The sequence below is a fragment of the Vibrio porteresiae DSM 19223 genome, from assembly GCF_024347055.1.
GTDB classification, from domain to species: Bacteria; Pseudomonadota; Gammaproteobacteria; order Enterobacterales; family Vibrionaceae; genus Vibrio; species Vibrio porteresiae.
In genome coordinates this window covers 1,495,178-1,520,592 of the sequence record NZ_AP024895.1, presented here as the reverse complement: position 1 = coordinate 1,520,592, position 25,415 = coordinate 1,495,178, and the positions used below count along the sequence as shown (strand labels likewise).

Annotated in this window: 18 protein-coding genes; 7 read left to right on the top strand and 11 right to left on the bottom strand. The window is 45.9% G+C overall.

The genetic code is table 11. The annotated features are described in order from the left end of the window. Positions 1-90 precede the first annotated feature (90 nt). Positions 91-1,332, bottom strand: coding sequence for a CinA family nicotinamide mononucleotide deamidase-related protein (locus OCV11_RS07010; RefSeq protein ID WP_261895913.1), 1,242 nt, complete (start codon positions 1,330-1,332; stop codon positions 91-93). Positions 1,333-1,765: 433 nt separating this feature from the next. Here OCV11_RS07010 and OCV11_RS07005 point away from each other — a divergent pair, with 433 nt between their 5' ends. Beyond that, positions 1,766-2,281: a glycine cleavage system protein R gene (locus OCV11_RS07005; RefSeq protein WP_261895912.1), complete on the top strand. Its 516-nt coding sequence runs from the start codon at positions 1,766-1,768 to the stop codon at positions 2,279-2,281. A 245-nt stretch (positions 2,282-2,526) separates the two neighbouring features. Beyond that, positions 2,527-4,134 carry a methyl-accepting chemotaxis protein gene (locus tag OCV11_RS07000; RefSeq protein ID WP_261895911.1) on the top strand — a complete coding sequence of 536 codons (1,608 nt, stop codon included), beginning with the start codon at positions 2,527-2,529 and terminating at the stop codon, positions 4,132-4,134. Between the two features lie 143 nt (positions 4,135-4,277). On the opposite strand, the gene nspC is transcribed toward OCV11_RS07000, so the two are convergent. The 7 genes from nspC to OCV11_RS06965 form a co-directional block, all read right to left on the bottom strand. After that, positions 4,278-5,411: a carboxynorspermidine decarboxylase gene (gene nspC, locus OCV11_RS06995; RefSeq protein WP_261895910.1), complete on the bottom strand. Its 1,134-nt coding sequence runs from the start codon at positions 5,409-5,411 to the stop codon at positions 4,278-4,280. A gap of 102 nt (positions 5,412-5,513) precedes the next feature. Further along, the gene (locus OCV11_RS06990; RefSeq protein ID WP_261895909.1) at positions 5,514-6,761 is read right to left on the bottom strand and encodes a carboxynorspermidine synthase; all 1,248 of its coding nucleotides are present in this window, start codon (positions 6,759-6,761) and stop codon (positions 5,514-5,516) included. A gap of 16 nt (positions 6,762-6,777) precedes the next feature. Further along, positions 6,778-9,666, bottom strand: a complete 2,889-nt coding sequence (locus OCV11_RS06985; RefSeq protein ID WP_261895908.1) for a pyridoxal phosphate-dependent class III aminotransferase — start codon at positions 9,664-9,666, stop codon at positions 6,778-6,780. Positions 9,667-10,309: 643 nt separating this feature from the next. After that, on the bottom strand, positions 10,310-11,479 hold the full coding sequence (gene nhaA / locus OCV11_RS06980; RefSeq protein ID WP_261895907.1) for a Na+/H+ antiporter NhaA: 1,170 nt from the start codon (positions 11,477-11,479) through the stop codon (positions 10,310-10,312). Positions 11,480-11,682: 203 nt separating this feature from the next. Beyond that, the gene (locus tag OCV11_RS06975; protein ID WP_261895906.1) at positions 11,683-12,804 is read right to left on the bottom strand and encodes a lipocalin-like domain-containing protein; all 1,122 of its coding nucleotides are present in this window, start codon (positions 12,802-12,804) and stop codon (positions 11,683-11,685) included. Then, on the bottom strand, positions 12,804-15,260 hold the full coding sequence (locus OCV11_RS06970; RefSeq protein WP_261895905.1) for an ABC transporter permease: 2,457 nt from the start codon (positions 15,258-15,260) through the stop codon (positions 12,804-12,806). The genes OCV11_RS06975 and OCV11_RS06970 overlap by 1 nt, the downstream gene beginning before the upstream one ends. Then, positions 15,241-15,912: an ABC transporter ATP-binding protein gene (locus tag OCV11_RS06965; protein WP_261895904.1), complete on the bottom strand. Its 672-nt coding sequence runs from the start codon at positions 15,910-15,912 to the stop codon at positions 15,241-15,243. Before OCV11_RS06965 ends, OCV11_RS06970 begins: the two co-directional genes overlap by 20 nt. 557 nt (positions 15,913-16,469) lie before the next feature. Between OCV11_RS06965 and OCV11_RS06960 the strand changes: the two genes are divergently transcribed. Further along, positions 16,470-17,918, top strand: a complete 1,449-nt coding sequence (locus tag OCV11_RS06960) for an SDR family oxidoreductase (protein WP_261895903.1) — start codon at positions 16,470-16,472, stop codon at positions 17,916-17,918. A gap of 99 nt (positions 17,919-18,017) precedes the next feature. On the opposite strand, the gene OCV11_RS06955 is transcribed toward OCV11_RS06960, so the two are convergent. The 3 genes from OCV11_RS06955 to rsuA all read right to left on the bottom strand — a co-directional run bounded on the left by OCV11_RS06955 (position 18,018) and on the right by rsuA (position 20,706). Next, a complete protein-coding gene (locus OCV11_RS06955) occupies positions 18,018-18,674 on the bottom strand; it encodes a DUF2913 family protein (RefSeq protein WP_261895902.1) in 657 nt (218 codons plus the stop codon). Then, the gene (locus OCV11_RS06950) at positions 18,674-19,879 is read right to left on the bottom strand and encodes a Bcr/CflA family multidrug efflux MFS transporter (RefSeq protein ID WP_261895901.1); all 1,206 of its coding nucleotides are present in this window, start codon (positions 19,877-19,879) and stop codon (positions 18,674-18,676) included. The genes OCV11_RS06955 and OCV11_RS06950 overlap by 1 nt, the downstream gene beginning before the upstream one ends. Positions 19,880-20,010: 131 nt before the next feature. Beyond that, complete coding sequence (gene rsuA, locus OCV11_RS06945) at positions 20,011-20,706, bottom strand: 16S rRNA pseudouridine(516) synthase RsuA (protein WP_261895900.1); 696 nt, start codon at positions 20,704-20,706, stop codon at positions 20,011-20,013. A gap of 86 nt (positions 20,707-20,792) precedes the next feature. Here rsuA and OCV11_RS06940 point away from each other — a divergent pair, with 86 nt between their 5' ends. From OCV11_RS06940 to OCV11_RS06925, 4 genes are all read left to right on the top strand, one after another. Then, positions 20,793-22,565 carry a DEAD/DEAH box helicase gene (locus tag OCV11_RS06940; protein WP_261895899.1) on the top strand — a complete coding sequence of 591 codons (1,773 nt, stop codon included), beginning with the start codon at positions 20,793-20,795 and terminating at the stop codon, positions 22,563-22,565. 147 nt (positions 22,566-22,712) lie between these two features. Then, on the top strand, positions 22,713-23,099 hold the full coding sequence (locus OCV11_RS06935) for a PepSY domain-containing protein (RefSeq protein ID WP_261895898.1): 387 nt from the start codon (positions 22,713-22,715) through the stop codon (positions 23,097-23,099). Between the two features lie 5 nt (positions 23,100-23,104). Then, on the top strand, positions 23,105-23,764 hold the full coding sequence (locus tag OCV11_RS06930; protein ID WP_261895897.1) for a response regulator transcription factor: 660 nt from the start codon (positions 23,105-23,107) through the stop codon (positions 23,762-23,764). Then, on the top strand, positions 23,754-25,103 hold the full coding sequence (locus OCV11_RS06925; protein WP_261895895.1) for an ATP-binding protein: 1,350 nt from the start codon (positions 23,754-23,756) through the stop codon (positions 25,101-25,103). The genes OCV11_RS06930 and OCV11_RS06925 overlap by 11 nt, the downstream gene beginning before the upstream one ends. Positions 25,104-25,415 lie beyond the last annotated feature (312 nt).

The following is a 25,415-nucleotide window of genomic DNA, read 5'->3' as shown; positions in this document are numbered from 1 at the left end:
CATTAAATTGATGGCAAAAACGAGCGTGTAAGAACGTAATAGACAGTGTGAGGATAGGTCAAATTAACCCTATCCTCACAAAAGAGGAAATTACTTGAGTGCACTCGAAGGGATATAAAGCTCTTTTACTTTCAGTGCGGCGTTGTATTGTGTGAATACTGACTTACCCGCTAGATAGCGACGCAACATATCTGCAGCCAATGTGCCGATCACCTGTTTCTGATCATCAGCAGGATAACGGCGACTAAAGCGGAAAATTTGTCCCCACTCTCCTTCTGGGGCTGAGAGCGCTACCGTAAATTGGTCACCATCAAGTAGCGGACCGGTCACCAGCGCCAAGTCGGTACTGCATTTCTCTTTTGTCGCGCCAGCCAGAGCAAAAGCCGCAGCCAATGGATCTTTAATACCCAAATCGGCTTCGACTTTATGACTTAACACCCAGCTGTGCCCACAGAGTTTCTCGATATCACTGTTGCCTTGCAGCCAATAGGAAAGCCACCCTTTACTGCTTTGCTCTGCGATCGATAGGGTTTGCTGCTTATCTTGCATAAGATGACCCAGATGATCGCGCATTGGTTCATCCACACTGACCAAGAAGGGTTCAATATGACGATAAATCATCTGCCCTAGCTTCAAACGAATCTCATCGTCTCCCGCGGGACCAAACAGCTTAATTTCAATAAATGGCAAGTAAGAGCGATAGCCTAGTGAGTAACCTTGTGGCAATTGCATTTTATCCAAAATATCGGACAGGCCAGATTCGGACGAACCAAAGGTATAGAAATAGCTGCACTCTAAGCGCGGCTCATCAGGGAACATCACTGCCAGATCAGGCAATATCTGCTCACTGACCATGCGCTTAAATTCGCTGGGTACTCCAGGGGTAAAATAGAACCAACAATCATTGATCTGCAACTTAAACCCACATGCAGTACCAATGGGGTTATCCACTATGGTGGCTTGCTCTGGCAACATCGCTTGTTTGAGATTGCTTTGAGGCATCGCTTTATTGCGCGCAGCAAAAAAGCCTTCCATCACTTTTACCCATTCAGGAAAGAGAACCAATGGCTGATCTGCAGCTTCTGCTGCAGCCGCAGAGCTGAGATCGTCACTTGTCGGGCCTAGGCCGCCATTGACTATCACGACATCATAGTTAAAGCTGAGCATCATCAGTTCTTCGGTAATCGCCGCTTGGCTATCTCCTACCGTTGAACGTTTAGCTAAAGCAAAGCCATGTTGAAAACATTCGCGACCTAACCACGCAGCATTCGTATCGACGATGTCCCCATGCAGAACTTCTTCCCCGGTACTCAACATCGCTATTTTAAGCATATACTTTCACCTTATTGTTCTTACGACCGCTCGTACATTAGCGGCTCTTATAAGAGTAGATTCTCTACTGTACTTGTCATTGATGATTAAAGCCAGACTGGAGTGATAACGTCAATTTGGCTTAGATAACATTTACATAAAGAACACCATCGACCACCTGCTATTTTACTCAGAATTGGCGCAAGACATACCACTATTCTTACCCCAGATCCCTGTTAGTTCAAAATGTTAGCTCTACCTCTTAATAGGAGTATTAGTAGCAACTTTGGGATCTTTGAAGAGGGTCAAAGCCTCATTTTCACCAAGATATACACTAGATAAACCCAATTCACCTCGAGCGGCTAGCAAGGGATCTTCTCAAGCACATTCGATACGGTTTACCATCGTGGAGTGAATCGCGTATCAAAGCCCAACCGACGTTTGGAGAGTTATTATGATTCAAAATTTTGTGGTCAGCTTTATTGGTAAAACATCACCGAGCACCCTGAAAAACTTGGCGGCGATTACCAATGAGAACGAAGGCAAGTGGCTAATAAGCAAAGTGAACTTTATTGACCAACAAATTGCAGCGATCATTAAGGTGGAAGTTCCGATTGATCGCGCCGACATCGTCAAAGATGCTTTTATGTCTTACCCAGAGTTGACGGTCAGTATCGTCGACAGTGATGTGCTTCCTCATGATGAACAAGCGGTGTTTAAACTGCGCTTGGACGCAAACGATCGCACGGGTATTGTCAATGACATTACCCATTTACTTGATTCACAAGGTATTACCCTATTGGATATGGACTGTAATCGTGTCTTTATTGCCAATGATGGTGGTGTTCAGGCCAGTATTTTTACTGCTAACATTGCACTACGATTACCCGCAGAACGTCAGATAGACGATCTTGCTAAAGAGCTAGAATCGCTCTCTGAAGATACTCGCGTCATGATTACTTCGAAGTAACCTTTTCAATAACTGCGTTATTTAGGAGATAGTCTTAACTATCTCCTTTTTATTACTCACCGCAAAAAAAATCTTGAACTAGTTAACAATCTACTCCGTCGTGGGTAGAAAAATCACATTTTTCTACCACGCTTTGTTATGGAACTTATTGAGTGCTCATAACGTTTCATAATAAAACTCCCCAAAACATAACCAACAACCTAAACGCACATCAGTGCGTGTAACATAGCTAGGTGGTAATCGTAATGTTTCATCTCAAGAATATTAAAGTTGGACACAAGTTCACCCTAATTTTAGTTGCTTGCGTATTAGGGTTTATTTGTATGTTGCTTATCGCAGCAAATGCCCTAGAGAATAATCTGAAATTTGAACGAGAAGCTCGGCTTAAAGCTGTTGTGCAAAGCACTCTTTCACAAATATCGCACCTCAACTCTATCTACCCTAAGGAACAAGCTCAGACTCTCGCTAAAGAATTGATTAACAATCAACGTTACGATAACGGTAACTATGTATTTGTTATCGATGAAAGCCGTCGCTCAATCGTTCACCCTGTTCAACCCGATCTCGTAGGCAAAATCATGGGGGGTGATAATCCAGAACCCGATAACGTTTGGCTGCGTGCAGTGAATGTTGCTAAAGGTGGCAACAGTGGGAAAATTGAATACGAATGGAAACTCAGCACAGGGGCGAGTGCAGAGAAGCTTTCTTTTGTCCAAGGTTTTGCTCCTTGGGGATGGGTCGTTGGATCTGGCATGCTCATCGATGACATCGAAACCGCCGTTCATCAACAATTTATTTCGATGGGTATCGCAGCCGCTATTGTCGTTGTGGTGATGATCATTCTTGGTGTTATCGTACGTAATTCTATTTTGCAGCCACTCGATAAAATCGTGCAAACCATGCACAAAATTGCTAAAGGCGACCTAACAGCACGCGTGGATTACGATGGCAAAGATGAAATTGGTATTTTAGGCAAACGAGTTAATGAAAGTATTGGGGCGGTGCACGAAGCACTCATTCAGTCTGTCACCTCGGCTAACGCGGTTGCTGAAGCGGCTATTCGTATCGCCTCTACTGCAGAAGAGACCAGCCAGGCCGTTATCAGTCAGCAAGGTCAGTTAAATAACCTCGCTACCGCCATGAACGAAATGAGTGCCACCGTGGCAGAAGTGGCTCGACATGCCGAAGACACCGCTAAAGATACGCAAGAAGCCAGCACCGAAGCGAATTTGGGTGACAAAGATGTTCATGCCAGCGTCGACAGTATTAAGGCTCTGACCGATGAACTTGAAACCGCCAACGACCAAGTAACCAAACTGAAAGAAGGCGTAATGGAAATCAGTGAAGTGACTGCGGTCATCAGTGGCATTTCGGAACAGACAAACTTACTCGCGTTAAACGCTGCGATTGAAGCCGCTCGCGCGGGTGAACAAGGACGCGGTTTCGCTGTGGTTGCCGAAGAAGTGCGTAATCTTGCCAGCCGTACCCATCACTCAACCGACGAAATTCAAACCACCATCAACCGCTTACAGCAATTAGCGATGACCTCTGCCACATCGATGGAGACCAGCCAAAAACTGGCCTATGACAGTGTGGCACGGGCAGAAAACGCGGGTAGCGACCTCTCATTGATCGTTAGCCACATTCGTAAAGTGAGCGACAACGCGACCCAAATCGCCACCGCAGCAGAGCAGCAAAGTGTCGTAGCAGAAGACATGAACAAAAACGTATCGGGAATTAATGAGTCAGCAACGGAAATGTCTCAAGCGGCTAACTACCTCGCAGAAGAGAGTGAAAAGCTCGCCGAACTTTCTCGCAGGCTTGATGGTGAACTGAAACGCTTTGTTTTATAAAGTTGTATTCAATATCGGCGTCGCGTTACTGCGGTAAAACTCTCGCCGTTAAAAAGTCATGAAAAAGCCCGTCTCATTGAGACGGGCTTATCTGTTGACGGCAGAACATCAATGCGAAAGCATTCAACGCTCTACATCAATCATCAGTTGATCGACCACAAGGATAAGGTGCGTTTAAAATCATCAAAACCAAATTCGTTGATTTTTTGGATTTCACCATTAGTGCGTTCACAGTACACCGTTGGCATACGTAAGCCATTAAACCAGTTAAGTTTCACCATGGTATAACCTGCACTATCAAGAATGTGCAGACGCTGCCCTACTTCTAGCGGCTCATCAAAACGCGCAACACAGAATTGGTCGCCAGCAAGACATGAACATGAACCAATCACATATTCGTGTGCACCGTTATCAGAGGCTTCAAGAATCGAAGCCGGCTCTTTGTATATCAAGGTATCTAAGCGATGCGCTTCTGTCGCTGAATCGACAATCGCGGTTTTCATACCGTTTTCAACAACATCAACCACAGTGACCACAAGATCAGTCGTTTTGGTAATCACCGCTTCGCCAGGCTCAAGGTAAAGTTGGACACCATGACGTTCAGAAAATGCTTTTAAAGCGGCCGCTAACTTTTCGACGTCGTAGCCAGGCCAAGTGAAGAATACCCCACCGCCTAGACTCACCCAGTCCATCGTATCGAGGTATTGACCGAAACGCTCTGAAAGAGAGTCAAGTAGCGTGATGAATGCATCCACATCTTTGTTTTCACAGTTCATGTGGAACATGACACCATCGACCGATGCCATCACTTCTGGATCGATATGGTCAGCTTGGACGCCAAGACGAGAAAACTGGCGAGCAGGATTGGCTAAATCTTGTCCTGCATAACTCACACCTGGGTTTAGACGTAGACCAATAGACGCTTTGCCTTCGACCAGATGACGATACGCTTTCAATTGTGATTGAGAGTTAAAGATCATTTTGTCGCAGATATCTGCCACTTCTTTAACGTCATCTTCACTGTAACCCACGCTGTAAGCGTGTGTTTCACCGCCAAAGGTTTCGTATCCGAGTTTAACTTCGTATGGACCAGAACTGGTTGTTCCGTCTAAATATGGCTTGATGATGTCAAAGACACCCCAAGTTGAAAAACATTTCAGTGCTAAAACCAATTTAACACCAGACAACTCTTTAAGACGCTTCGCCGTTTCTAAGTTACGAATTAACTTAGCTTCGTCGATCATAAAATACGGTGTCTTTAAATCACTTTTTTGCATGTTGTATCTCGCAATCGAACTATTGCCCGATAGTCAAAGTCCAAGATAAAAACAGCCGTAGTAAACTACAGCTGTTTTGTTTTTGTCACCGAAGGTGATTCATTATTTTTCTAGGATATGGATTTGTGGCTTGCAAGGGGCAAGCTCCAGCACTTCCCAGTTGAGACCAAGGGAAGGCATGGTATCCAAGAAAGGCTCCGGGTTGAGCTGTTCCATATTGAACACCCCTTTGTTAGCCCACTCACCGCGGAAATATTGTAAAGCGGCAGTAATCGCTGGAACACCTGTGGTGTACGCAATCGCTTGATGCTCTACATCACGATAAGCTTCTTGGTGATCGGCATTGTTGTAAATGAACACGCTACGATCTTCACCATTCTTTTTCCCTTGAACCCAAGTACCAATACAAGTTAAGCCTTTGTAGCCCGGAGCCAAAGAGGTAGGCTCAGGTAACAATGCTTTCAATACTTGTAGGGGATGTACTTCAGTTCCGTCTTGCAACGTCACCGGTTCGGGACTTAGCAAGCCAATATCACGCATGCAGTTAAAGTAATTCAGATAACGTTCACCAAAACCCATCCAAAATTCGATACGTTTAGCCGGAATAAATTCCTTCAATGAACGAACTTCGTCATGTGCCATTGAGTAAACTTTAAAATTACCACAACGCGGGAAATCAAACTCCATCATGCGGGTATGGCAAGGAACCTGCTGCCACTTATCATCTTCCCAGTAGAAAGAGTCGCCCTGAATCTCCAAAAGGTTCGTTTCAGGGTCAAAGTTGGTAGCAAATTTTTTGCCGTGATCACCAGCATTAATATCCATGACATCGATTGACTCGATCTCATCAAATAAGTGCTTCGCGGCATAAGCAGCAAACACACTTACAACACCAGGGTCGAAACCGGCACCAAGGATGCCGGTAATTCCTGCTGCCTCATACTTCTCACGGAATGCCCATTGAGGATCGTAAGCTTCAGGAACTTGTTGACCTTCGGAACATAAATCCACAGCGACAGAAGTGTCTAAGTAAGAAACCTTAGCCTGATAACATGCTTCCATAATGGTAACGTTGACCCATGGTGGGCCAGCGTTAATTACCAAATCCGGTTTGATGTCATTGATCAATGCTACCAACGCTTCCACGTTATCAGCATCGATCACTTTAGCTTCTAACTTCTTAGTCGAATCTTTCAGGTTGTTCTTCGACCTGATTGATTCAATGATTTTCTCACACTTCCCGAGATGACGAGAAGCAATGGTAATATCACCCAGCACGTCGTTGTTTTGAGCCGCTTTATGTGCAACAACCCAACCAACTCCGCCCGCACCAATCTGTAGAATCGACATTTTTTATTAAGTACCTTTAGTTCGCTAACTCTTGCGCTAGCGTTTCAATGTTCGCCAGAAGAGCTTCGAAATCCGAAGTCTTTAGGCATGGATTAAGAATTGTGAATTTAAGTGCAGAATGACCATTCACAATAGTTTCACCTAACACAGCGATACCCTTAACCAAGGCTTCAATACGCACTTTTTGGTTCAGTTTGTCTAGATTTGAAGCTTTAGCATTTACGGCACGGAACAATACCGTAGAAAGAGAAGGCTCAGCCAACAACTCAAAAGCAGAGTTGTTACGAACCATATCAGCGACTTGTTGAGTTTGAGCTAACAAATGATCGTACATGTCACCTAACTGTTTAGGACCGACACTTTGCATAGTCATGAACACTTTTAGCGCATCAAAACGTTTTGTTGTTGCGATAGATTTGTCCACAAGGTTAGGCAGAGTATCATGCTCACGGTTTAGGTAATCTGCGTGATGTAGCAAATATTTCAGATTTGCTTTGTCACTTACGATCAACGCACCACAACTGATTGTTTGGAAGAACAATTTGTGGAAGTCAACGCTGATAGATTGAGCACGTTCAATGCCTGCTAAACGATCTTTGTGGCTGCTCAGAATTAACGCACCACCGTATGCACTGTCTACGTGCATCCAGATACCGTATTCTTGAGCAACGTCTGCGATCGCGTTCAAATCATCGATAGCGCCGTGGTCAGTTGTACCTGCAGTACCAACGATAGCGAATGGAATCAGACCTTCTGCTTTCGCTGCAGCGATAACTGAATCTAGTTGAGTAACATCCATTGTGCCATTTTCGTGTGCGTCAACAGCAATAATTGATTTCTCACCAAGACCCATCCACGCTGCAGATTTCTGCACGGTGAAGTGTGATTTTTTCGAACAGATGATACGCAATTTGTGCGCGTATTCAGGTAGACCCAATTTTTGAATTGAGTGACCAGAAGTTTTGTCTGCGATCCAATCACGAGCTAGCATTAGACCCATTTGGTTGCTTTGAGTACCGCCACTAGTGAAGATACCGTCAGCTGCAGTGCCTAGCTCATATTTGCCACATAGCCAGTTAATCACTTTTTGCTCAACGTAAGTTGCTGCAGAAGCTTGGTCCCAAGAGTCCATAGATTGGTTTAGAGAACCAATAATTGCTTCAGCAACCACAGATGGCATTAGTGGTGGCGTATGTAGGTGTGCAATACAATGTGGGTGTTGCACGATGATAGAGTTTTTAGCAACAAGATCTGCTGTCTCTTCAATTACTTGTTGAAGAGGTGCATTTTTGTTGTCTAGGTCGACAGCATTAATTGCTTGCTCAAGCTGTTCAGGTTCAATGCCTGAATAAGGTGCATTCACTTGTTCAAATACAGCGCGCATTGCTTCTGTAGTTTGGTGCATTGCACGAGCGAAATCTTTGCTACCTAGAGCACCAGTGTGAATGAAGTGTTTTTTCCACTCATCATTGTGTGCTTCTTCTTCGTCACGACGACTTGCACCAGCGGCTAGCATTGCTTCTTCAAGCACGCGTAACGCGAAGTCAAGCTGTTCGTAAGAGATGATTAGAGGTGGTAGGAAACGGACAACCGAACCTTGACGACCGCCTTTTTCAACCATCAAACCGCGTTCCAATGCTGCACGTTGAATTTTTAGAGTCAATTCAGATGCTGCTTTTGGTTCGCCAAATTTGTTCAGTTCACCGCTAGGATCTTTAATTTCGATACCCAGCATCAAACCTTTACCACGGATGTCTGCAACGCAGTTCACGCGGCTAGCGATTTTGTGTAGACCTGCACGTAGGTATTGACCTTTTTCACGAGCTTGTTGAGTCAGGTGATCGCGAGTGATGATCTCAAGTGCTTTTGCACCTGCAACCATAGCAAGTTGGTTACCACGGAATGTACCAGTGTGTTCGCCAGGACGCCATGTATCGCACTTCTTGTTGATAACAAGAAGAGACATTGGCATACCGCCACCGATAGCTTTAGATAGACACAATACATCAGGAATAATACCAGACTCTTCGAAGGCGAAGTTGTAGCCTGTTTTACCTACACCACATTGGATTTCATCAAAAATCAGCATGATGCCGTGTTCGTCACAGATACGACGAAGTTCACGTAACCAGAATGCTGGAGCTGGAATCACACCGCCTTCACCTTGAACAGGTTCAACGATGATCGCCGCTGGCTTAGGCATACCCGCTTCGTCGTCGTTTAGAATACGTTCAATGTAACGAATACCTGCTTTCGCACCTTCGTCGCCACCTAGACCAAACGGACAACGTAGGTCATATGGGAAAGGCATGAAGTGTACATCAGACATCAAGCCTGTACGACGAGCTTTAGTACCCAAGTTACCCATCATACCCATAGTGCCGTTGGTCATACCGTGGTATGCACCGCGGAACGCAAACATGGTGTTACGACCGGTAGTTTGTTTAGCCAGTTTGATAGCAGCTTCAACACAGTCTGCACCTGAAGGTCCACAGAACTGAATTACACAGTTATCACCGAGCGCTGCTGGAAGGAAACCACGAACAGCTTTGATGTAGTTAGTTTTCGCTTTTGTTGCGATATCTAGAGTTTGGTATGGCAAACCCGCATCAAGTTGGTCTTTAAGCGCTTGGTTGATCTCTGGGTGGTTGTAACCCAAAGCCAACGTACCCGCACCAGCTAGACAGTCTAGGAATAGCTGACCACGTGTATCCTCAACTAAACAGCCATAAGCTTGTTTAATTGCAATAGGAAGACGGCGTGGGTATGAACGGACTTCTGACTCCATTGCTGCTTGATCAAGAAGCACTTCATCCGGAGTAAGATCATAAGTACCTGTCAGTACTGGTACTTGTGTGGAAAACTTGGTCGAGATTGAGTTATCGACTTCAAAGGCTGTACTCATTTCATCACCTTGAATGTAAAAATTTCAGTTCACTGCCTCATTTCGAATAAGCGAGATGAGGAGACGACAAATAGCAAACAATCCGCTTGTACTATATGTACAGCGGGACAACAGCAGGGAAATGGCGACATAGGCCACTAACTATATAAAAATCAGAATTTCAAGGTTCTGTTATGCTCCGATCCTGACAGACTGGGCACAGAGGAAGTACAAAGCTGATTAATGCGTGTAAGTTAAGTGAGTTCAATGTTGGGTTTCCCATTCACATGCTGTTTTACGCAGCAAGAGTATCCCGTCTACTGGCAAAAGGCTTTACCAGTACCTACCCTACGAAATGTTCCAATCAGCCTGATGGTCACTTCGCGTATCCCCCAGAAACACCGTCTGAGATTGGTGCGGAAATTAACATAAAAAGATCCCCCCTTGCAATCACTTTTATGTGATAACCACAAACAATTGCCTCGTTTTTTTGAGATGGAGTTCATATTTACTTATCGCTAACAAAATATTGCAACAAGTTGCCTATTTTGTAGATTATTTAGTATAAACCACTATATATGGTGTTTTTCTACAGAGTTAGCTCAATAAAAAAGGAATTGGTGTTAGCCAATTCCTTTAAAAGTCACACAAATTTTAGTGATTACTATTCGGAAATTGATTCCGCTTTAAGCACTTGCTTCGGTAAAGACGAATTGAGTAAACAGTACCCCAGAATCGCCGCAGTGGTTGAGCCCATCAAAATCCCTAGACGTGCATAAGTATCGTAAGTGGAATGTTCCGTACCAAATGCTAAAGACGAGATGAAGATAGACATAGTAAATCCAATACCACACAACACCGACACAGCAAAAATATGCTGAATTCCAACCCCTGCTGGCATTTTGGCCACACCAGATTTAATCGCTAACCAACTGAAGGTAAAGATACCTAGTGGTTTACCGATCAAGAGACCTAAGGCAACACCTAACGGTAATGCGCTGGCCAAACCGGAAAGCGAAACGCCCTCTAGCGAGATCCCTGCGTTGGCAAAGGCAAACAGCGGTAAGATGGCAAACGACACGTAAGGGTGTAAGCCATGTTCTAACGTTTTCAATGGAGACGGTTTACCCTCTTTGCCTTTAAGCGGGATGGCAAAACCAATCACTACCCCTGCTAGCGTCGCATGCACGCCCGATTTCAGCACCGCAATCCACAAAATGCCACCAACAATCAGATAAGGAAGTAAGCGAGTCACTTTGAAATGGTTCAACACGAACAGCATGACGGTCATGGCCAATCCGACCGACAAAGCAAGTGTCGACAAATCGCTGCTGTAGAAAAGCGCAATAATAATCACAACACCCAAATCATCGATAATCGCCAGCGCAAGCAAAAATACTTTTAAGCTCACTGGCACACGGCTACCAAGTAGCGCCATGATGCCCAACGCAAAAGCGATATCGGTTGCCGCAGGAATAGCCCATCCTTCAATCGCATGCTGATCTTGATAATTAAATAGCGTGTAAATCAGTGCAGGAGCAAGCATCCCTCCCACCGCCGCAATCGCTGGGAAAATGGCGGTTTCCTTAGATTGCAAAGCTCCTATCATCAGTTCACGTTTGACTTCAAGGCCAATAAGTAAGAAGAAAATGGCCATTAAGCCGTCGTTGATCCAGTGGGCTACAGAGAGTCCAGCAATGTACTGCTGTAAAAATCCATCATAGATTGGATAGAGAGAAGAGTTCGCCACTGCCATGGCCAAAATTGCGGCAATCACTAACATAATGCCGCTGGCGGATTCCATTTGAAAAAACTTACGTATCCGTTCACCCATATAGTTATCCTTATTGTGTTAAAACACGTAACAATGTGATAACCAAAGTTTAGCTGTTCAAATGATGAATGAATAATCGCTTGTAATGAGTTAACACCTCGGAAATTCCGATGTATTAATACATTAAGAACGTAAATACTGAAAAATGATGGTGCTGTGCGATTCAAAACCGATTGCAGCAAAGCTATCAACAACCCTATCAATCAATAGCCAGTGAGTTGCATAAACCCTTGTGCATTGTGTGATCCACTGACATTCACTGGACCTTGCCAGTACGGCACAATAAACGGCAACCATAAGTCTTTGTTCATCGCCGTGGCAGTTAAATCGATATCGTACGCTGGAACCTGAATATGCCATTGAGACGGAAATTCATGACCATTGTCCGTGGTCGCGGTAAGTTGTGGCGTGACTTGAACTTCGTCAGGACCCAGATTCAATACTTCACCACTCGGTAGGGTAATTAATCCTGTTGAAAATGGCAGATCACCCACTTGTCTAAAACGGGTAATGGAGAGTTCTGTCCCCCCCTCAAGATGAAACACAAGCCAATCCCAATTGCGCCGTTTTTGCATAACAAAATCATTGCCCCAGCGTTTGCTTAACCAAGCAACACCGGATACAGAAATAGGCTCAGTAACACCATTCAGACGTAGAGAACCTTCAATTTGGACTCTCGGAGCATCAATAGCATAAACCGCAACTGGACCTTCTCGATTTAAGCGGCGATAGCCCCGCTCCCCTGGCAATACAAAAGGCAGTGCCGAGTGCATTTCCAACTTCAATCCCAGCTCATCACTATCTACCGCGAGTAGACCCGGTAATGGCATATCACTTACCCCACGCCAATCCCAGTTATCTAGCCAGAGATGAAAAGGGGCAAAAGAGAGTCCGGCTTGACCAATACCACCGCGAGATAAGCGCTGACTTTTCCATACATGATGCTTATCTGAAACCACGACCTGTGCCAAATAGAGTTGTGGGTGATCCCAACTTACCGATTCAGCATCATCATGGGCAAGTCGCATGTAAGTCCATTGAACACCATAGCGATGACCTTTAGTGTCAGAGACATTGGCAAGCAGCGTCCACCACTCATTTTGAAAAGCCGGATGAAAAGCAAAATCGTCGGGAAGCACCACCGATTGAGTGTTAGTGACAGGATGATAACTTTGACGATCGGCAAAAAAAGGATCGAGGCTGTTCTCTTTATTAACGTGATGAAGAATAAAGCCAGCCCAATACGCGTACCCTAACCCCAGCACCAACAATAACGTCAGCAGTCCAATCAGCAGCAGACACCAACCATGACGGAATAATCTCATTACAGGGCATCCCTCAACGATTTTAATGGTGACTTACGCACTAAACGTAAGACGGGCAATGCTCCTGCCACCAGCAGAGCCAACATAGAAAACAACGCTGTTTGCAAATATTTACTTGGAACGAGCTGAACTTGCATGGTCCAACCAAATGAATCACGTAACAGTACATCCACCATCAAATGCGCAAGTAAGATACCCAGAGGCAAGGCAATTAACAGAGCAATAGCCCAAAAGACAAACAGTTGCAATGCGCCTACCCACACGAGCTCTTTACCAGAAACCCCCAAACAACGCAGCAGTGACACATGACGTTGACGAGAAATCTCCCCCGCTAACGTCGCAAAGAAAATTCCACACACAGCAATCAGTAAGGTGATATTGCCCAAGGTATCGGTAATGGTAAACGTACGGTCAAAGACTCGCATCGCCTGTTGATGAATCGCGGTATTACTGTGCATGCGATCGATTCCAAAACGAAACTGTTCATTAAGACGTTTTTTCAATGCATCAGCATCTTGATGATCAGGTCGCAGTACCACCGCCAGAGAAATATTGCCTGCTCCCGCAAATACCGACAACCAGTTGTACTGTGACATCATCACCTGACCATAGGGGTTGCCATAGTCATAATAGACGCCAGTCACCAACCAATTTTTCCCTAATGGCGTTGGTAAATCGATAAATTCGCCCGGCCGAATGTGTTGTTTCACTGCCATCGATTCACTGATCATCACCGCCTTGGTTGAATGAGTGAAATACCAGTAGTGAGGAATCGCCAGTTTCACTGTCATCGAGTCCTGCTCGCCTTGCGAGTTACCCGTACTCACCACCTGAATCGTGCCTTTGGGCGACATCACATCTTTTTGCCAACGCCACCACACATCGGCGACATCAGGCTGCTGTTCCAACCAATTACTGATGCGCGACGCGTTGGCATTCGTTGGATAGAGATAAAGATCCGCCGCCAAACGATCATTTAACCATTGGTCTGTCGTGCTACGAAAACTTCCCACCATGGTTTCTACACCGATATTCGCCGCCATCGCAATCATAAATGCCATGGTAGCCACGCCGCGATAACTCATACTGGCCGCCGCATCGGCAAAAAACCAACGCACTTTTACCCAACACAGACGGTAAGAGAAGAAATCAAACACCTTCCATACAATAAAAGGAGTGATCAAAGCGACACTGAGCAGCACCAAACCAATCAAAATAAACCCGACAGATTGGGTTTTAGGTGATTGGTAGATAGCAAATGCGGTAATGGCCAGTGCCACGGCAATCACCGCTTGAATAGCAAATTCAGCCCCTGCAAAGCGCACTAAGGAGAGACGAGTAGTAAGGCGAATCGGCTGCGATTTTAACAAACGCACTAGCGGCCAGGCACAGGAAGCGAACGCGCCGATAAATACCATCAGTAGACTGTATAAACTCCACGACCACTGCCACGTAATTGAGAGACCTACGTTGGCATCATACAGATCATGCAAACTGGCAGACACCGATGGAATCAGTTTATTGGCTAACATCAAACCAAATAAGTTACCACACAACCAGCTAACGCCGACCAGCAGCACCAGTTCTATGATTAATGCTTTAGCTAATTGTCCACCCGATACACCAGCCTGCCTTAACATGCCCACCAAAGGCTGGCGCTGAGTTAATGATAACGACATGGCTTGGTAAAAGATAAATAGACCAACTAAAAACGACAGCATCCCCATTGCAGTAAGATTGAGATGGAATGCACGAGTTAATGATGAAAGCTCAGTTTTTGCGGTGCGGACCAACACCATACCTTGTGGCAACTGATGTTGTAATCGGTCAAGTGTCGCAGATGACATATCGCCACAGGCAATCATGGAAAAACCACTGCTGTTACGATATTGATGTACGACTGTCATATCCGCAACGATGCGAATACCTTTGAGCAAGTTATGTTTATCAATCAAGATGGGGCCAAGTTGACTGCCATCTTCAAGGGTAATTGAATCGCCATCATGCCAATGCTGTAGCTGAGCCAAATCCGCACTCACCATAATCGGATGAGGTGGATACATCAGCTGTAAGGTAGGCAAACTATCAAGGTTCAACCCTTTATCAAGCGGAACCATCGCTGCAGGATCAATCCCCATCAAATTGAGTTCGACCCCTTTTTGCGTCATAACGGTGTAACTATCAAGCGGAACACACTGTTCAAAACCTAAACGGCGTAAATGGACATAAAAACCTTGAGGAATACGCGATGCAAGGTGTTGCGGACGAATACGATAAGGCAGAGGACTGGCGAAGAGCTTCTCCCCAGTCTGATAAGACTGGCGTGCATATTGGTTAATTGCCGTCACCCCGGAAAGCAGTGATACACCAAGCGTTAATCCCAGCCAGACCAAAACGATTTGCAGTGGATAACGACGGTAATGACCAAGTAGTGCCTTAACTACGGGCCATAACATGCAGTTGTCCCCCTTGCAGCTTGATACTGCCATCCAAATGTTTCGCAACCTGTTCGCTGTGAGTCACTAACAGCAATGTGCACTCGACTTCACGCGCTAGGCTAGTTAAAAGTCGCATTACCGCTTCCGCATTGCGCTCATCCAAACTCCCCGTCGGTTCGTCTGCCAGCAAAATACGCGGCTCCATGTAAAGAGCCCGAGCAATCGCCGCGCGTTGTTGCTGTCCACCCGAGACTTCTTCAGGGTAACGCCCTAATAGCGGCATTAAGTCCAATGCGGATAAAATTTGACGCCATAAACTCGGATCTTCAGGCATGCCTTTCAATTGACGGCAAAAACGAATGTTATCTGCGATATTTAAGGTAGGCAGCAGGTTAAACTGCTGAAAGATATGACCAATACCATTACGGCGAAACTCAGTACGTTTCTTTTCGCTGGTGTCATGCATGGCAAAATCATCAAACCAGATTTCACCTGAATCAGCGACATCAAGCCCAGAGATCAAGTTCAGCAAGGTACTTTTACCTGAACCACTCTCGCCCATTAAGGCCACTTGATCACCACGGTGTAATGTTAACTTAGCTCCTTGCAGTACTGGATGGAACTCATCACCGTCTGCATATCCTTTGGATAGGTTTACTAGTCGTAACATTAACACTCTCTCTGCATTTCTCGGTTCGGGGCAGAATCTACACCAAATCCCGACGAACAGGAAGTGATTTGCCAACCGGATCACATTATATGCAAAAATTTACATATTAGTAGAGTGGAAACTCTATTCGGCGCACGATTTTTTACGTCTTCGTTCCGATGTGACAGCAGATGTAGATTTCACGTTATGTTGATACCCATGATTTGGGTAGGCTGTGTCTTACTCGCTTGATCGGTACTTAACCTAAACTTACTTCGAAGTACTTAGCCTGGCACCGAGGATAATCAATTTCGCCATTTATATTTTTATAAAATTATTTCAGTAAGTTACCAAACTAATGCACCCTATTGAAACAACGACGATAATTTTAGCGGGACACTTATTATCGACACAAATCCTAACACAATTTGTATGTGTATTGGCAAGGTAATCTTGCGCGAAAAAACAAATACTCCGGTGTCGAGATTGAGATTTCGCGTTGATCTGTTGATAAGGTAACAAAGTTGTTAAACTCTAGGCCTTACAATAACGTATCTGTTGAATCCTGAGGAGATGGGATGAAGCGAATTTTGGTGCTTGGTGCTTCTGGCTATGTGGGCTCTCAGTTAGTCCCTATTCTATTAGACCAAGGTTATACCGTCACAGCGGCCGCCCGTAATGTGCAATACCTGTACGCTCGCTTACACGATCACCCAAACCTGACTATTCAATATTTGGATTTGGCTAATGCACCTGCTGTGCAAGAGATCGTGCCACATTTCGACCTCGTCTTTTTCTTAGTCCACGGCATGGCACAAGGTGACGACTTTGTTAATTATGAACTCTCTCTGGCAAAAAACGTTCGTGATGCTTTAACCGATAGTCAAGTACAGCATGTTATCTACCTTAGTGCGATTCAGCCCTTATCTGGCAGTTCCGAACACATCAAAGCACGCAGTGAAACTGGCAAAATCTTGCGCGAAGGCAACGTTCCCGTTACGGAACTGCGCGCTGGCGTCATCATCGGCCCAGGGTCTGCCGCCTTTGAAATCATGCGGGACTTTGTCTACAACCTACCCATATTGGTGACGCCAAAGTCTGTAGACTCAAGCGCAAACCCAATCGCCTTAGATAACCTGAACTACTATTTGCTCTGTTTGATTAATGATGCGCCGCAATCTCATCAAACCTACGAGGTGGGCGGCGCTGACATCCTCAGCTATCGCGAGCAATTTCGTATCATCTGCGAATTGGCCAATAAGCCGTTTCGTTTATGGTCAACACGCTTGCTCACACCACGTATGGCATCCTATTGGCTCTCATTAATTACCTCAGTGCCCAAATCCATTGGGCGCGCCTTGATGGATGGGTTATCCCATGACTTTATTGCTGATCGCCAGGCAATCGAAGCACGCTTTCCGCAACCATTAATCACTTATCGAGAAGCGGCTCGCCAAACTATCGAACAAGAGGGCGTGTTTGTGCGCAGCAAGGTGTGGGGGTTTGACCCAACAGCCCTGCACCGTTGGCAACCGGGGTTTGGTTATTATCCCAAACAAGCAGGCGCTTCGATTAAAACAGATCTTCCCGCTGAAGCGTTATGGGAAGTGATACAAAAGATCGGCAGTGCCCAAGAAGGTTATTTCTTTGCCAACATTCTATGGCGAACGCGAGAATGGCTAGACCTGTTCTTTGGCGGTGGCATTCCGGTGCGTCGTTCCCCTCCTGGGCCAGAACTGAAGGTGGGAGATTTTATTGATTCTTGGAAAGTGATTCGCTGTGAGCCTAATCGCTTCCTCTCGCTGTTTTTTGGGATGAAAGCCCCTGGGTTAGGTCGTCTTGAATGTACGATTAGCGATCAAGGAGATAAGCGTGAACTAGACATCCGCGCGTGGTGGCATCCCCAAGGCATGCCCGGCCTCCTCTACTGGTTTGCCATGATGCCAGCGCACCTGTTTATTTTTCGCGGTATGGTCAAAGCCATTGAACGCAAAGCGCGCAAAATCCAGCAAGGCCATAGCCACTAACTCGATAGTCAGTAGCCTTTAGATAGACAAAAGGCTTGGTACGTTATTGAGAAATAACACCAAGCCTTTTTAAACGATGACATCATCGCCACGAAAGCGTTATGCGCCAGTAAACGACAGGGGCATTTCCGCCAGTTGAACACCTTGGTTAAGCGGGTAAATCAGATACTCACCATGGTATTTCACGTTCGATTTATAATCGGTGCGTTTGTGCAACATAAAGCCTGCTTCCATCGCCAGCTCAATAAAGCGAGCATGATTACCGCGAACAAACCAGCTCATTGGCTTAACTAGATTCGGGCCATCAAAACAAGATTCACATTGCACTGAGCAAAGTGCCAATGAGTTTTGACCATCCGTGAAGATCTGCACTTTTCTTTGACCAACGATAGGTTCAGAGGTGGTGACTTCCCAATCCTCTTGTTCCATCTTGTCCAAAAACGCTTCGATTTTACTGTCCGTAATGACGGTTTCGCCTGCAGCAAAAAAGTGCTGATAATAGGCAGAAATACGACGAAATGTTGGTAACAACATTGCGTCATTGCCTTGTGAACGCCCAGCTTTCTGCCAACGGTTTAAATCGCCTAGCACGCAACGATGAAAACGCTGACCTTTGATCGCTTTCGTTACCCAACGAACTAAAAAGTGGTTATTCGCTACAGGTGCGTCGACCAGCTTGCCCGCTTGGTGCTCCTGAGTTAACTCAGCTAATGCGGTATTCACCACGTTTTGAATTTCTAGATAATATTCAGTCACTATGCTTTTCTTCCAAATATCCAATAACAGGCAACAGACAGCAGTGAACACCCTGCCATCGCAAAGACCATCGGCCACATAGTGTCGCCCGGTAATGCTGCCACAATAGAACCGACCAGCGAACCTGTGCCGAAACGTAACGTTCCCGCCAAAGAAGATGCTGTGCCAGCCATACGGGGATACCCGCTAAGAAGTAGCCCCATTGAATTACTGCCGATCGTCGAAATCGTGCCAATAAACATCACCACAAATGGCACGGTTCCCCAAATTCCTGCATCAAACCACCAGCCTAAGAATAGACCAAGGCCAGCGAGCAATTGAATGGTTAAGCCCAAACGTAGCATCGCATGGGAACCCACCTTTTTCACTATACGACCATTGAGCATGGTCATGGCGATCATAGCGACAATGTTTAAACCAAACAGGTAACCAAACTCACTGGGGCTCACACCAAAAATATCGATGTAAATAAAAGACCCTGCCGTTAAAAAAGCAAACATGCCAGAGAAAGAAAACGCCCCAGCAAAAATGAGGCCCATCGCTTCACGGTTACGACAGAGGCTAAAATAGTTTTTGAGCGTGCTACCAAGATGCAATGGTTGGCGGTTTTCTGGTTTTAACGTCTCTGGAGTTTGCCAAAGCACCAAACCAATCACTGCAATAGCAAACAGCGCTAGCACCCAAAAAATCGAGCGCCAACCAAACCAAATGGCCAAGTAGCCGCCCAGCATTGGAGCAATCAGCGGCGCCAAAGTGACCGTTAAGGTCACAAATGACATCGCGCGAGCGAAATCTTCGCGATCGAACATATCGCGCACTACGGCTTGAATAACTACCGCCGCAGCGGCACCAGCAAAACCTTGTGCTGCTCGCACCCAAGTCAACTCAATAATGCCCTGTGATAAGGCACTAAGGATACCAGCCAACGCAAAGCATAAGGTGCCAATAATCATAATAGGGCGACGACCAAAGCTGTCTGCCAAGGGACCATGAATTAACTGACCAATGGCAAAGCCCGCCGTGTAAGCCGTTAGCGTGATCTGAACTGCCCCTGCAGCGACCCCTAAATCTTTTGCGATTGAAGGCATGGCAGGTAAATACATATCGATCGCCAACGGCGTTAAAGCACCGATAGCACCAAGAGCGATAAACATCAGAAAACTGATGTGTGAAATATGACTAGACGTTGGGGATGTTGAGCGCATAAATCTCCAATTTACTATGAAAAAAAGAAGTGAAATGGCGAAACCATCTCACTTCATTTGAGCGACTTTACCGGTTACGTATGTTCGTAACTCTATGGTAACTATGTAATTAGGCTAGAACTTGTTGTTGATTAAGCCCAAACTGAAGCGACTTCTTCTTCAGTCAAGAAACGGTATTCACCCGGTTCTAAGGTGTCATCTAAAACGATAGCGCCGACACTTTCACGGTGCAAACCAATCACCTTGTTGCCCAATGCAGCAAACATACGCTTCACTTGGTGATACTTGCCTTCGTGGATGGTCAACAGTACTTGAGTCTCGTCGATCACTTCTAATTGTGCTGGTAACGTTTTCTCACGTTCGTTACGCAGTTCAATCCCCGCCGCAAACTGCTCTGCATAATCTGCTTGAATTGGATCAGCAAGCCACACGCGATAGGTTTTATCGCATTTGTGTTTTGGCGAAGTAATGCGATGCGACCATTTACCATCATCGGTGATCAAAACCAAACCTGTGGTATCAACATCTAATCGACCCGCAAAGTGCAAATCTTTCATGTTTGGCAAATCGAGCAAAACAAACGCTGTTTGATTAAACTCATCAGCATGGGAACAAACAAACCCTTCTGGTTTGTTGAGCATGATGTATTTTGGCCCAGTGAGAATCAGCTCGCGATCTTGCCAAAGCACTTCACTTTGTTCGTTAACTTGAGTCGCGCCTTTCTTCTCAACCGCGCCATTGACTTCAACTTCACCGCTTTTTAGAAGCTGAGTTGCTTCTTTACGTGTCACGCCTAAAACATCACACAGAAATTTATCTAAACGCATGCGTACCTCATCTGCTTTAAGTCGGGTATTATACAGAGCCTAACTTAAATAGTTGAGCTATTTCACAGAATTTATTCGCCCCGATTATGTATACACTGCGCCCTTATCAAAGTGATTCGGTTAAAGCCGTTATTCACTACTTTCGTCATCACAGCACCCCAGCGGTGATCGTCCTTCCTACTGGTGCGGGCAAAAGCCTGGTTATCGCAGAATTGGCTCGGCTGGCAAAAGGCCGTGTTTTGGTGCTGACTCACGTTAAAGAGTTGGTTGAACAAAACCACGCGAAATACGAAAGCTACGGATTAACCGCGGCGATTTTCTCTGCTGGCTTAGGCCGCAAAGAGACGGACGAAAAAGTCGTGTTTGCGTCAGTGCAGTCGATGGCTAATAGCCTCGATGCGTTCACGGAAGAGTTTTCACTGCTGGTTATCGATGAATGCCATCGCGTACCTGATAACGACAAAAGCACTTATCGCCGTGCAATTGCGCACGTCCAAGAGTGCAATCCCAATATCAAAATCCTTGGCTTAACCGCGACGCCTTACCGTTTGGATATGGGCTGGATATACCGCTACCACACTCGTGGTCAAGTGCGCACCGAGCAAGACCGTTTTTTCCGCGATTGTATCTTCGAGCTGCCAATTCGTTATCTGCTCGATGAAGGCTTTCTCACCCCCGCGAACATCATGGACATGGCAGTATTAGGCTATGATTTTTCGACGATTCGCCCCTCTGCGAACGGTTACTATCGCGAATCCGACCTGAATGCCGTACTTAAAAAGTCTTCCCGTGCGACACCGGCCATCATTGAACAGGTCATTGAATTAGCCAAAGATCGTCAAGGGGTGATGATTTTTGCCTCGACGGTTGACCACGCAAAAGAGATCATGAGTTATCTCACTGATGAATCGGCTGCTTTGGTTATTGGCGATACCTCCGCTGACGAACGCGATCGAATTATCAATACCTTTAAGCGTCGAGAAATCAAATTCCTCGTCAACGTATCCGTGTTAACCACTGGATTTGACGCGCCTCATGTGGATCTTATTGCAGTACTACGCCCCACTGAATCGATCAGTTTGTATCAACAAATCGTCGGCCGTGGTTTGCGTTTAAGCGAAGGGAAAACCGACTGTTTGGTGCTGGAATACGCCGGTAATCATTACGACCTTTTTCAACCAGAGGTGGGAGAACCGCAACCCAATGCCGACAGTGAAATCGTCACCATTCCCTGCCCTGCTTGTGGTTTTAACAATAACTTTTGGGGCAAGCTCGATAGCAACGGTTTTCTTATTGAACATTATGGTCGTCGCTGCCAAGGCTATTTTGAAGATGACGAAACCGGCGAACGCGAAGAGTGTGGCTATCGTTTTCGCGCCAAATTCTGTGGTGAATGTGGCGCTGACAATGACATCGCTGCCCGCCGCTGTCACGAATGTGATGCGGTTCTGGTCGACCCAGATAAGAAGCTGCGCGATGCGCTCAAACTCAAAGATGCGCTCATCATGCATTGTGTCGATTTGCGCATGGAGCCGGGCAAAAACAAACTCGGCAAACCTCAGCTCAAAATCACTTACATCAGCGATACCGATGCCGAGATCAGCGAATTTTGGCAACTGAGCACCAAACGGCAAAAAGAGGATTTTCTTCGCCGCTTTGTCAATCCACACTTAGTCGATCGCCATCGTCCCTTTGAAGAAACAGCGCCCACCAAAATCGCTGCCAATGAACATCGCTTTCGGCCACCCGAACTGATCATTGCGCGTAAAGAAGGCCGCTTTTGGGTCATTCGCGACAAGTTATTTGAACGCCCAAGTGAAGAAGCGATGGCACAAATCAACGCCGTATCACAAGCTTAATGTGAGTTCAGCTTACATTCATCTTGCACTGTTTATACTTCTTCCTATATACGTTGAGTCAGCCTTTGTTGTTGCTTGCCTAACGGGCAGCAACAACGTGATTGAGTGAAGGTGTTGGCTTATGAACAACTGATTAAGGTGTCTACTATGCTTAATTTACATGGCAAAGCGCTGGCTTTCTGCACTTTACTAACCAGTCTCTCCTTTGCGAGCTGGGCAGACACACCTCCACCACCGCCAAAACAAGAGATGCATCCACCAGGGGCGCAAATCGATATCGACGAAGACCAAGATGAGGTGTACGAGGCGGTACGTGAAGGCAAAATTCGGCCCTTCTCCGAACTTTATCAAGCCGTTGCTCAGCAATTGAACGGACGTGTGATAAAAGTAGAACTGGATGAAGACGATGACATGTGGGTGTACGAACTGAAAATGGTCTACCAAAACAGTGTCTACAAAGTGGAATACAATGCACGCGACCTGAGCATCATTGCCCTACGTGGTCGTAACGTGATGGAACTGATTAAAAGATAACGATAATGAAAATATTAGTAGTTGAAGATGACGTGCGTTTAGGTGAGCAGATTATGGCTGCTTTAGAAGGCAATGATTGGGTCCCAGAGTGGTCGCAAGATGGTGTCGATGCTCTTTATCGTGCCACTTCCGAAGAGTGGGATGTCATTGTCCTTGACTTAGGACTGCCAAAACTGGATGGCCTCACCGTATTAAAAAGCCTACGCGATGAGAACATCAATACTCCAGTGGTGATTCTCAGTGCCCGTGACAATCTCACTCAACGAGTCGAAGGGTTAAATGCCGGTGCCGATGACTATCTCACCAAACCATTTGAGATGATGGAGCTGATTGCTCGTATTCGCGCTCAATTGCGCCGCGCCTCTGGCAATGCCTCGCCCGTGATGCAAGTGGGGTCGCTAAGCTTGGATACCCGCAGCTCTAAGGTGATGTGGCAAGGCCAAGCGGTGAGCTTAACGGCATTGGAATACAAAGTCGTTGCTTACTTTATGCATAACCCAGAAAAAGTCATTTCACGTACAGAACTGGTTGAACACATCTACAAACAAGATTTTGACCGTGATTCCAACACCATTGAAGTGTTCATTGGCCGAATCCGTAAAAAAATTGCGCCGGATGTGATCAAAACCGTTCGAGGACTAGGTTACCGCTTACATGCTGAATAATGCCTTAAGTAAACGTTCCATTAAATTGAGTATCAAAAGCCGCCTACTATGGGCGGCTACGCTTTGGTTAAGCTTGATGATTTTGGCCGCAGGCTATTTAATTCCTAGCCTCGTCAGTCAATATCTAGTGCAAAATGCTCAACAGCAGATGACACTGGCAATGGACCAAATCACCGCGAATCTCGGAGCCAATAGCAAAGGCCAACTGACCTTACCCATTCGCCTTTCCGATCCGCGTTACAGCCAGCCCTACAGTGGGCTTTACTGGACAGCTGAGATGGACGATCAACTGCTGCGCTCGCGTTCCTTGTGGGACCAAGTGTTAAAACAAGATAAACATGGCTTAACTAAAGGCTGGCTTGGGGCCAAAGGCGAGCCGCTGATTACCCTAACCCGCACTATCTATTTACCGGAATTCTCGCACTCTATTGATATAGTCGTCGGGATGGACCGAGCACCAGTGGAAGAGACGGTATCCAAAGTGATTAACCAGCTGTGGCTCATTCTTGGCTTGCTGTTCGTGGGGATTCTCATGTTGGTTAGCGTGCAAGTCTCTTGGTCGCTTTTGCCACTGCGCCGGATGCAAAAAGAGCTCACGTCTCTGCGTCAAGGTCAACAATCCGAATTAAGTGACAGCTACCCAGTCGAAGTGTCTCCTTTAGTTAAAGACCTCAACGCCCTACTCTTTCACTATCAAGAGCTGTTAGACCGTGCGCGTAATCACGCGGGAAACCTCTCTCACGCATTAAAAACGCCATTATCGGTGCTGAAAAACGAAATCGATAAACTCGATGAAGAGACGTATCAAAAACTGTCGGCGCCAGTATCCCAAATTCAAGGGCAGATAGACTATCACCTTGGGCGCGCCCGCATGGCTGGTGCCAGCAATATTTTGGCTGTCAAATCTTGTCCAAGTGAACGTGTCGATGCTATCTCGATGGCGTTCGATAAAATCTACGCCTCCCAAGAAGTGACCTTAGTTAACGAACTCGATTCAGACCTCTTGGTCGCAGTAGATGGTTCTGACCTAGATGAAATGTTAGGTAACCTACTGGAAAACAGCTATAAATGGTCCAATTCCTTGATTCGAATCTATAGCCAACCTATCGATAAAGAGTGGGTTGAGCTGTGTATTGAAGATGATGGCCCTGGAATTGCAGCAGAAAAGCTTGAGAGCGCGATTGAACGCGGTGTCCGCCTTGACGAAACCATGCCAGGAACGGGTCTTGGCTTAAACATTGTCGCCGAAATGGCGCACAGCTATCGCGGAGAATTACGCTTAGAAAAAGCCAAGCTCGGTGGTTTAAAAGCAACGCTGAAACTAAAAATGGCCTCTTAATACGCTATTTCGCTATCAAAGCAGAACATCCGTTCTGCTTTTTTATTGGCCTAAATCCCCACGCTATTTCGGCACGTGTTTCTAACGCCCCCTCTGCAAACAGCAAAGAGGAAGTCAGAAAGTCACTGTTTATAGCAAGCACCGAAATAATAGGCAGTGTTTGCATCCACTCAAGCGTAATGGGATTGTGAACAACAAAGATTGAAACTCGGTTTTGGACAAACGTTTGTTAGAAAAGACTCCCTGTTTTGATAAAAAAGTATCTTGAGCATGAAGAAAAAGTACTCCTATCTTAAGTACTAAAATTAACTT

What these genes read in the sequence shown, in the direction of transcription:
- OCV11_RS06935 (WP_261895898.1), top strand. Translation starts at nt 22,713, where the DNA reads ATGCTTAATTTACATGGCAAAGCGCTGGCTTTCTGCACTTTACTAACC.
- OCV11_RS06930 (WP_261895897.1), top strand. Translation starts at nt 23,105, where the DNA reads ATGAAAATATTAGTAGTTGAAGATGACGTGCGTTTAGGTGAGCAGATT.
- OCV11_RS06940 (WP_261895899.1), top strand. Translation starts at nt 20,793, where the DNA reads ATGTATACACTGCGCCCTTATCAAAGTGATTCGGTTAAAGCCGTTATT.
- OCV11_RS06970 (WP_261895905.1), bottom strand. Translation starts at nt 15,260, where the DNA reads ATGTTATGGCCCGTAGTTAAGGCACTACTTGGTCATTACCGTCGTTAT.
- OCV11_RS07000 (WP_261895911.1), top strand. Translation starts at nt 2,527, where the DNA reads ATGTTTCATCTCAAGAATATTAAAGTTGGACACAAGTTCACCCTAATT.
- OCV11_RS06985 (WP_261895908.1), bottom strand. Translation starts at nt 9,666, where the DNA reads ATGAGTACAGCCTTTGAAGTCGATAACTCAATCTCGACCAAGTTTTCC.
- nhaA (WP_261895907.1), bottom strand. Translation starts at nt 11,479, where the DNA reads ATGGGTGAACGGATACGTAAGTTTTTTCAAATGGAATCCGCCAGCGGC.
- OCV11_RS07005 (WP_261895912.1), top strand. Translation starts at nt 1,766, where the DNA reads ATGATTCAAAATTTTGTGGTCAGCTTTATTGGTAAAACATCACCGAGC.
- OCV11_RS06925 (WP_261895895.1), top strand. Translation starts at nt 23,754, where the DNA reads ATGCTGAATAATGCCTTAAGTAAACGTTCCATTAAATTGAGTATCAAA.
- rsuA (WP_261895900.1), bottom strand. Translation starts at nt 20,706, where the DNA reads ATGCGTTTAGATAAATTTCTGTGTGATGTTTTAGGCGTGACACGTAAA.
- OCV11_RS06975 (WP_261895906.1), bottom strand. Translation starts at nt 12,804, where the DNA reads ATGAGATTATTCCGTCATGGTTGGTGTCTGCTGCTGATTGGACTGCTG.
- OCV11_RS07010 (WP_261895913.1), bottom strand. Translation starts at nt 1,332, where the DNA reads ATGCTTAAAATAGCGATGTTGAGTACCGGGGAAGAAGTTCTGCATGGG.
- OCV11_RS06950 (WP_261895901.1), bottom strand. Translation starts at nt 19,879, where the DNA reads ATGCGCTCAACATCCCCAACGTCTAGTCATATTTCACACATCAGTTTT.
- OCV11_RS06965 (WP_261895904.1), bottom strand. Translation starts at nt 15,912, where the DNA reads ATGTTACGACTAGTAAACCTATCCAAAGGATATGCAGACGGTGATGAG.
- nspC (WP_261895910.1), bottom strand. Translation starts at nt 5,411, where the DNA reads ATGCAAAAAAGTGATTTAAAGACACCGTATTTTATGATCGACGAAGCT.
- OCV11_RS06960 (WP_261895903.1), top strand. Translation starts at nt 16,470, where the DNA reads ATGAAGCGAATTTTGGTGCTTGGTGCTTCTGGCTATGTGGGCTCTCAG.
- OCV11_RS06990 (WP_261895909.1), bottom strand. Translation starts at nt 6,761, where the DNA reads ATGTCGATTCTACAGATTGGTGCGGGCGGAGTTGGTTGGGTTGTTGCA.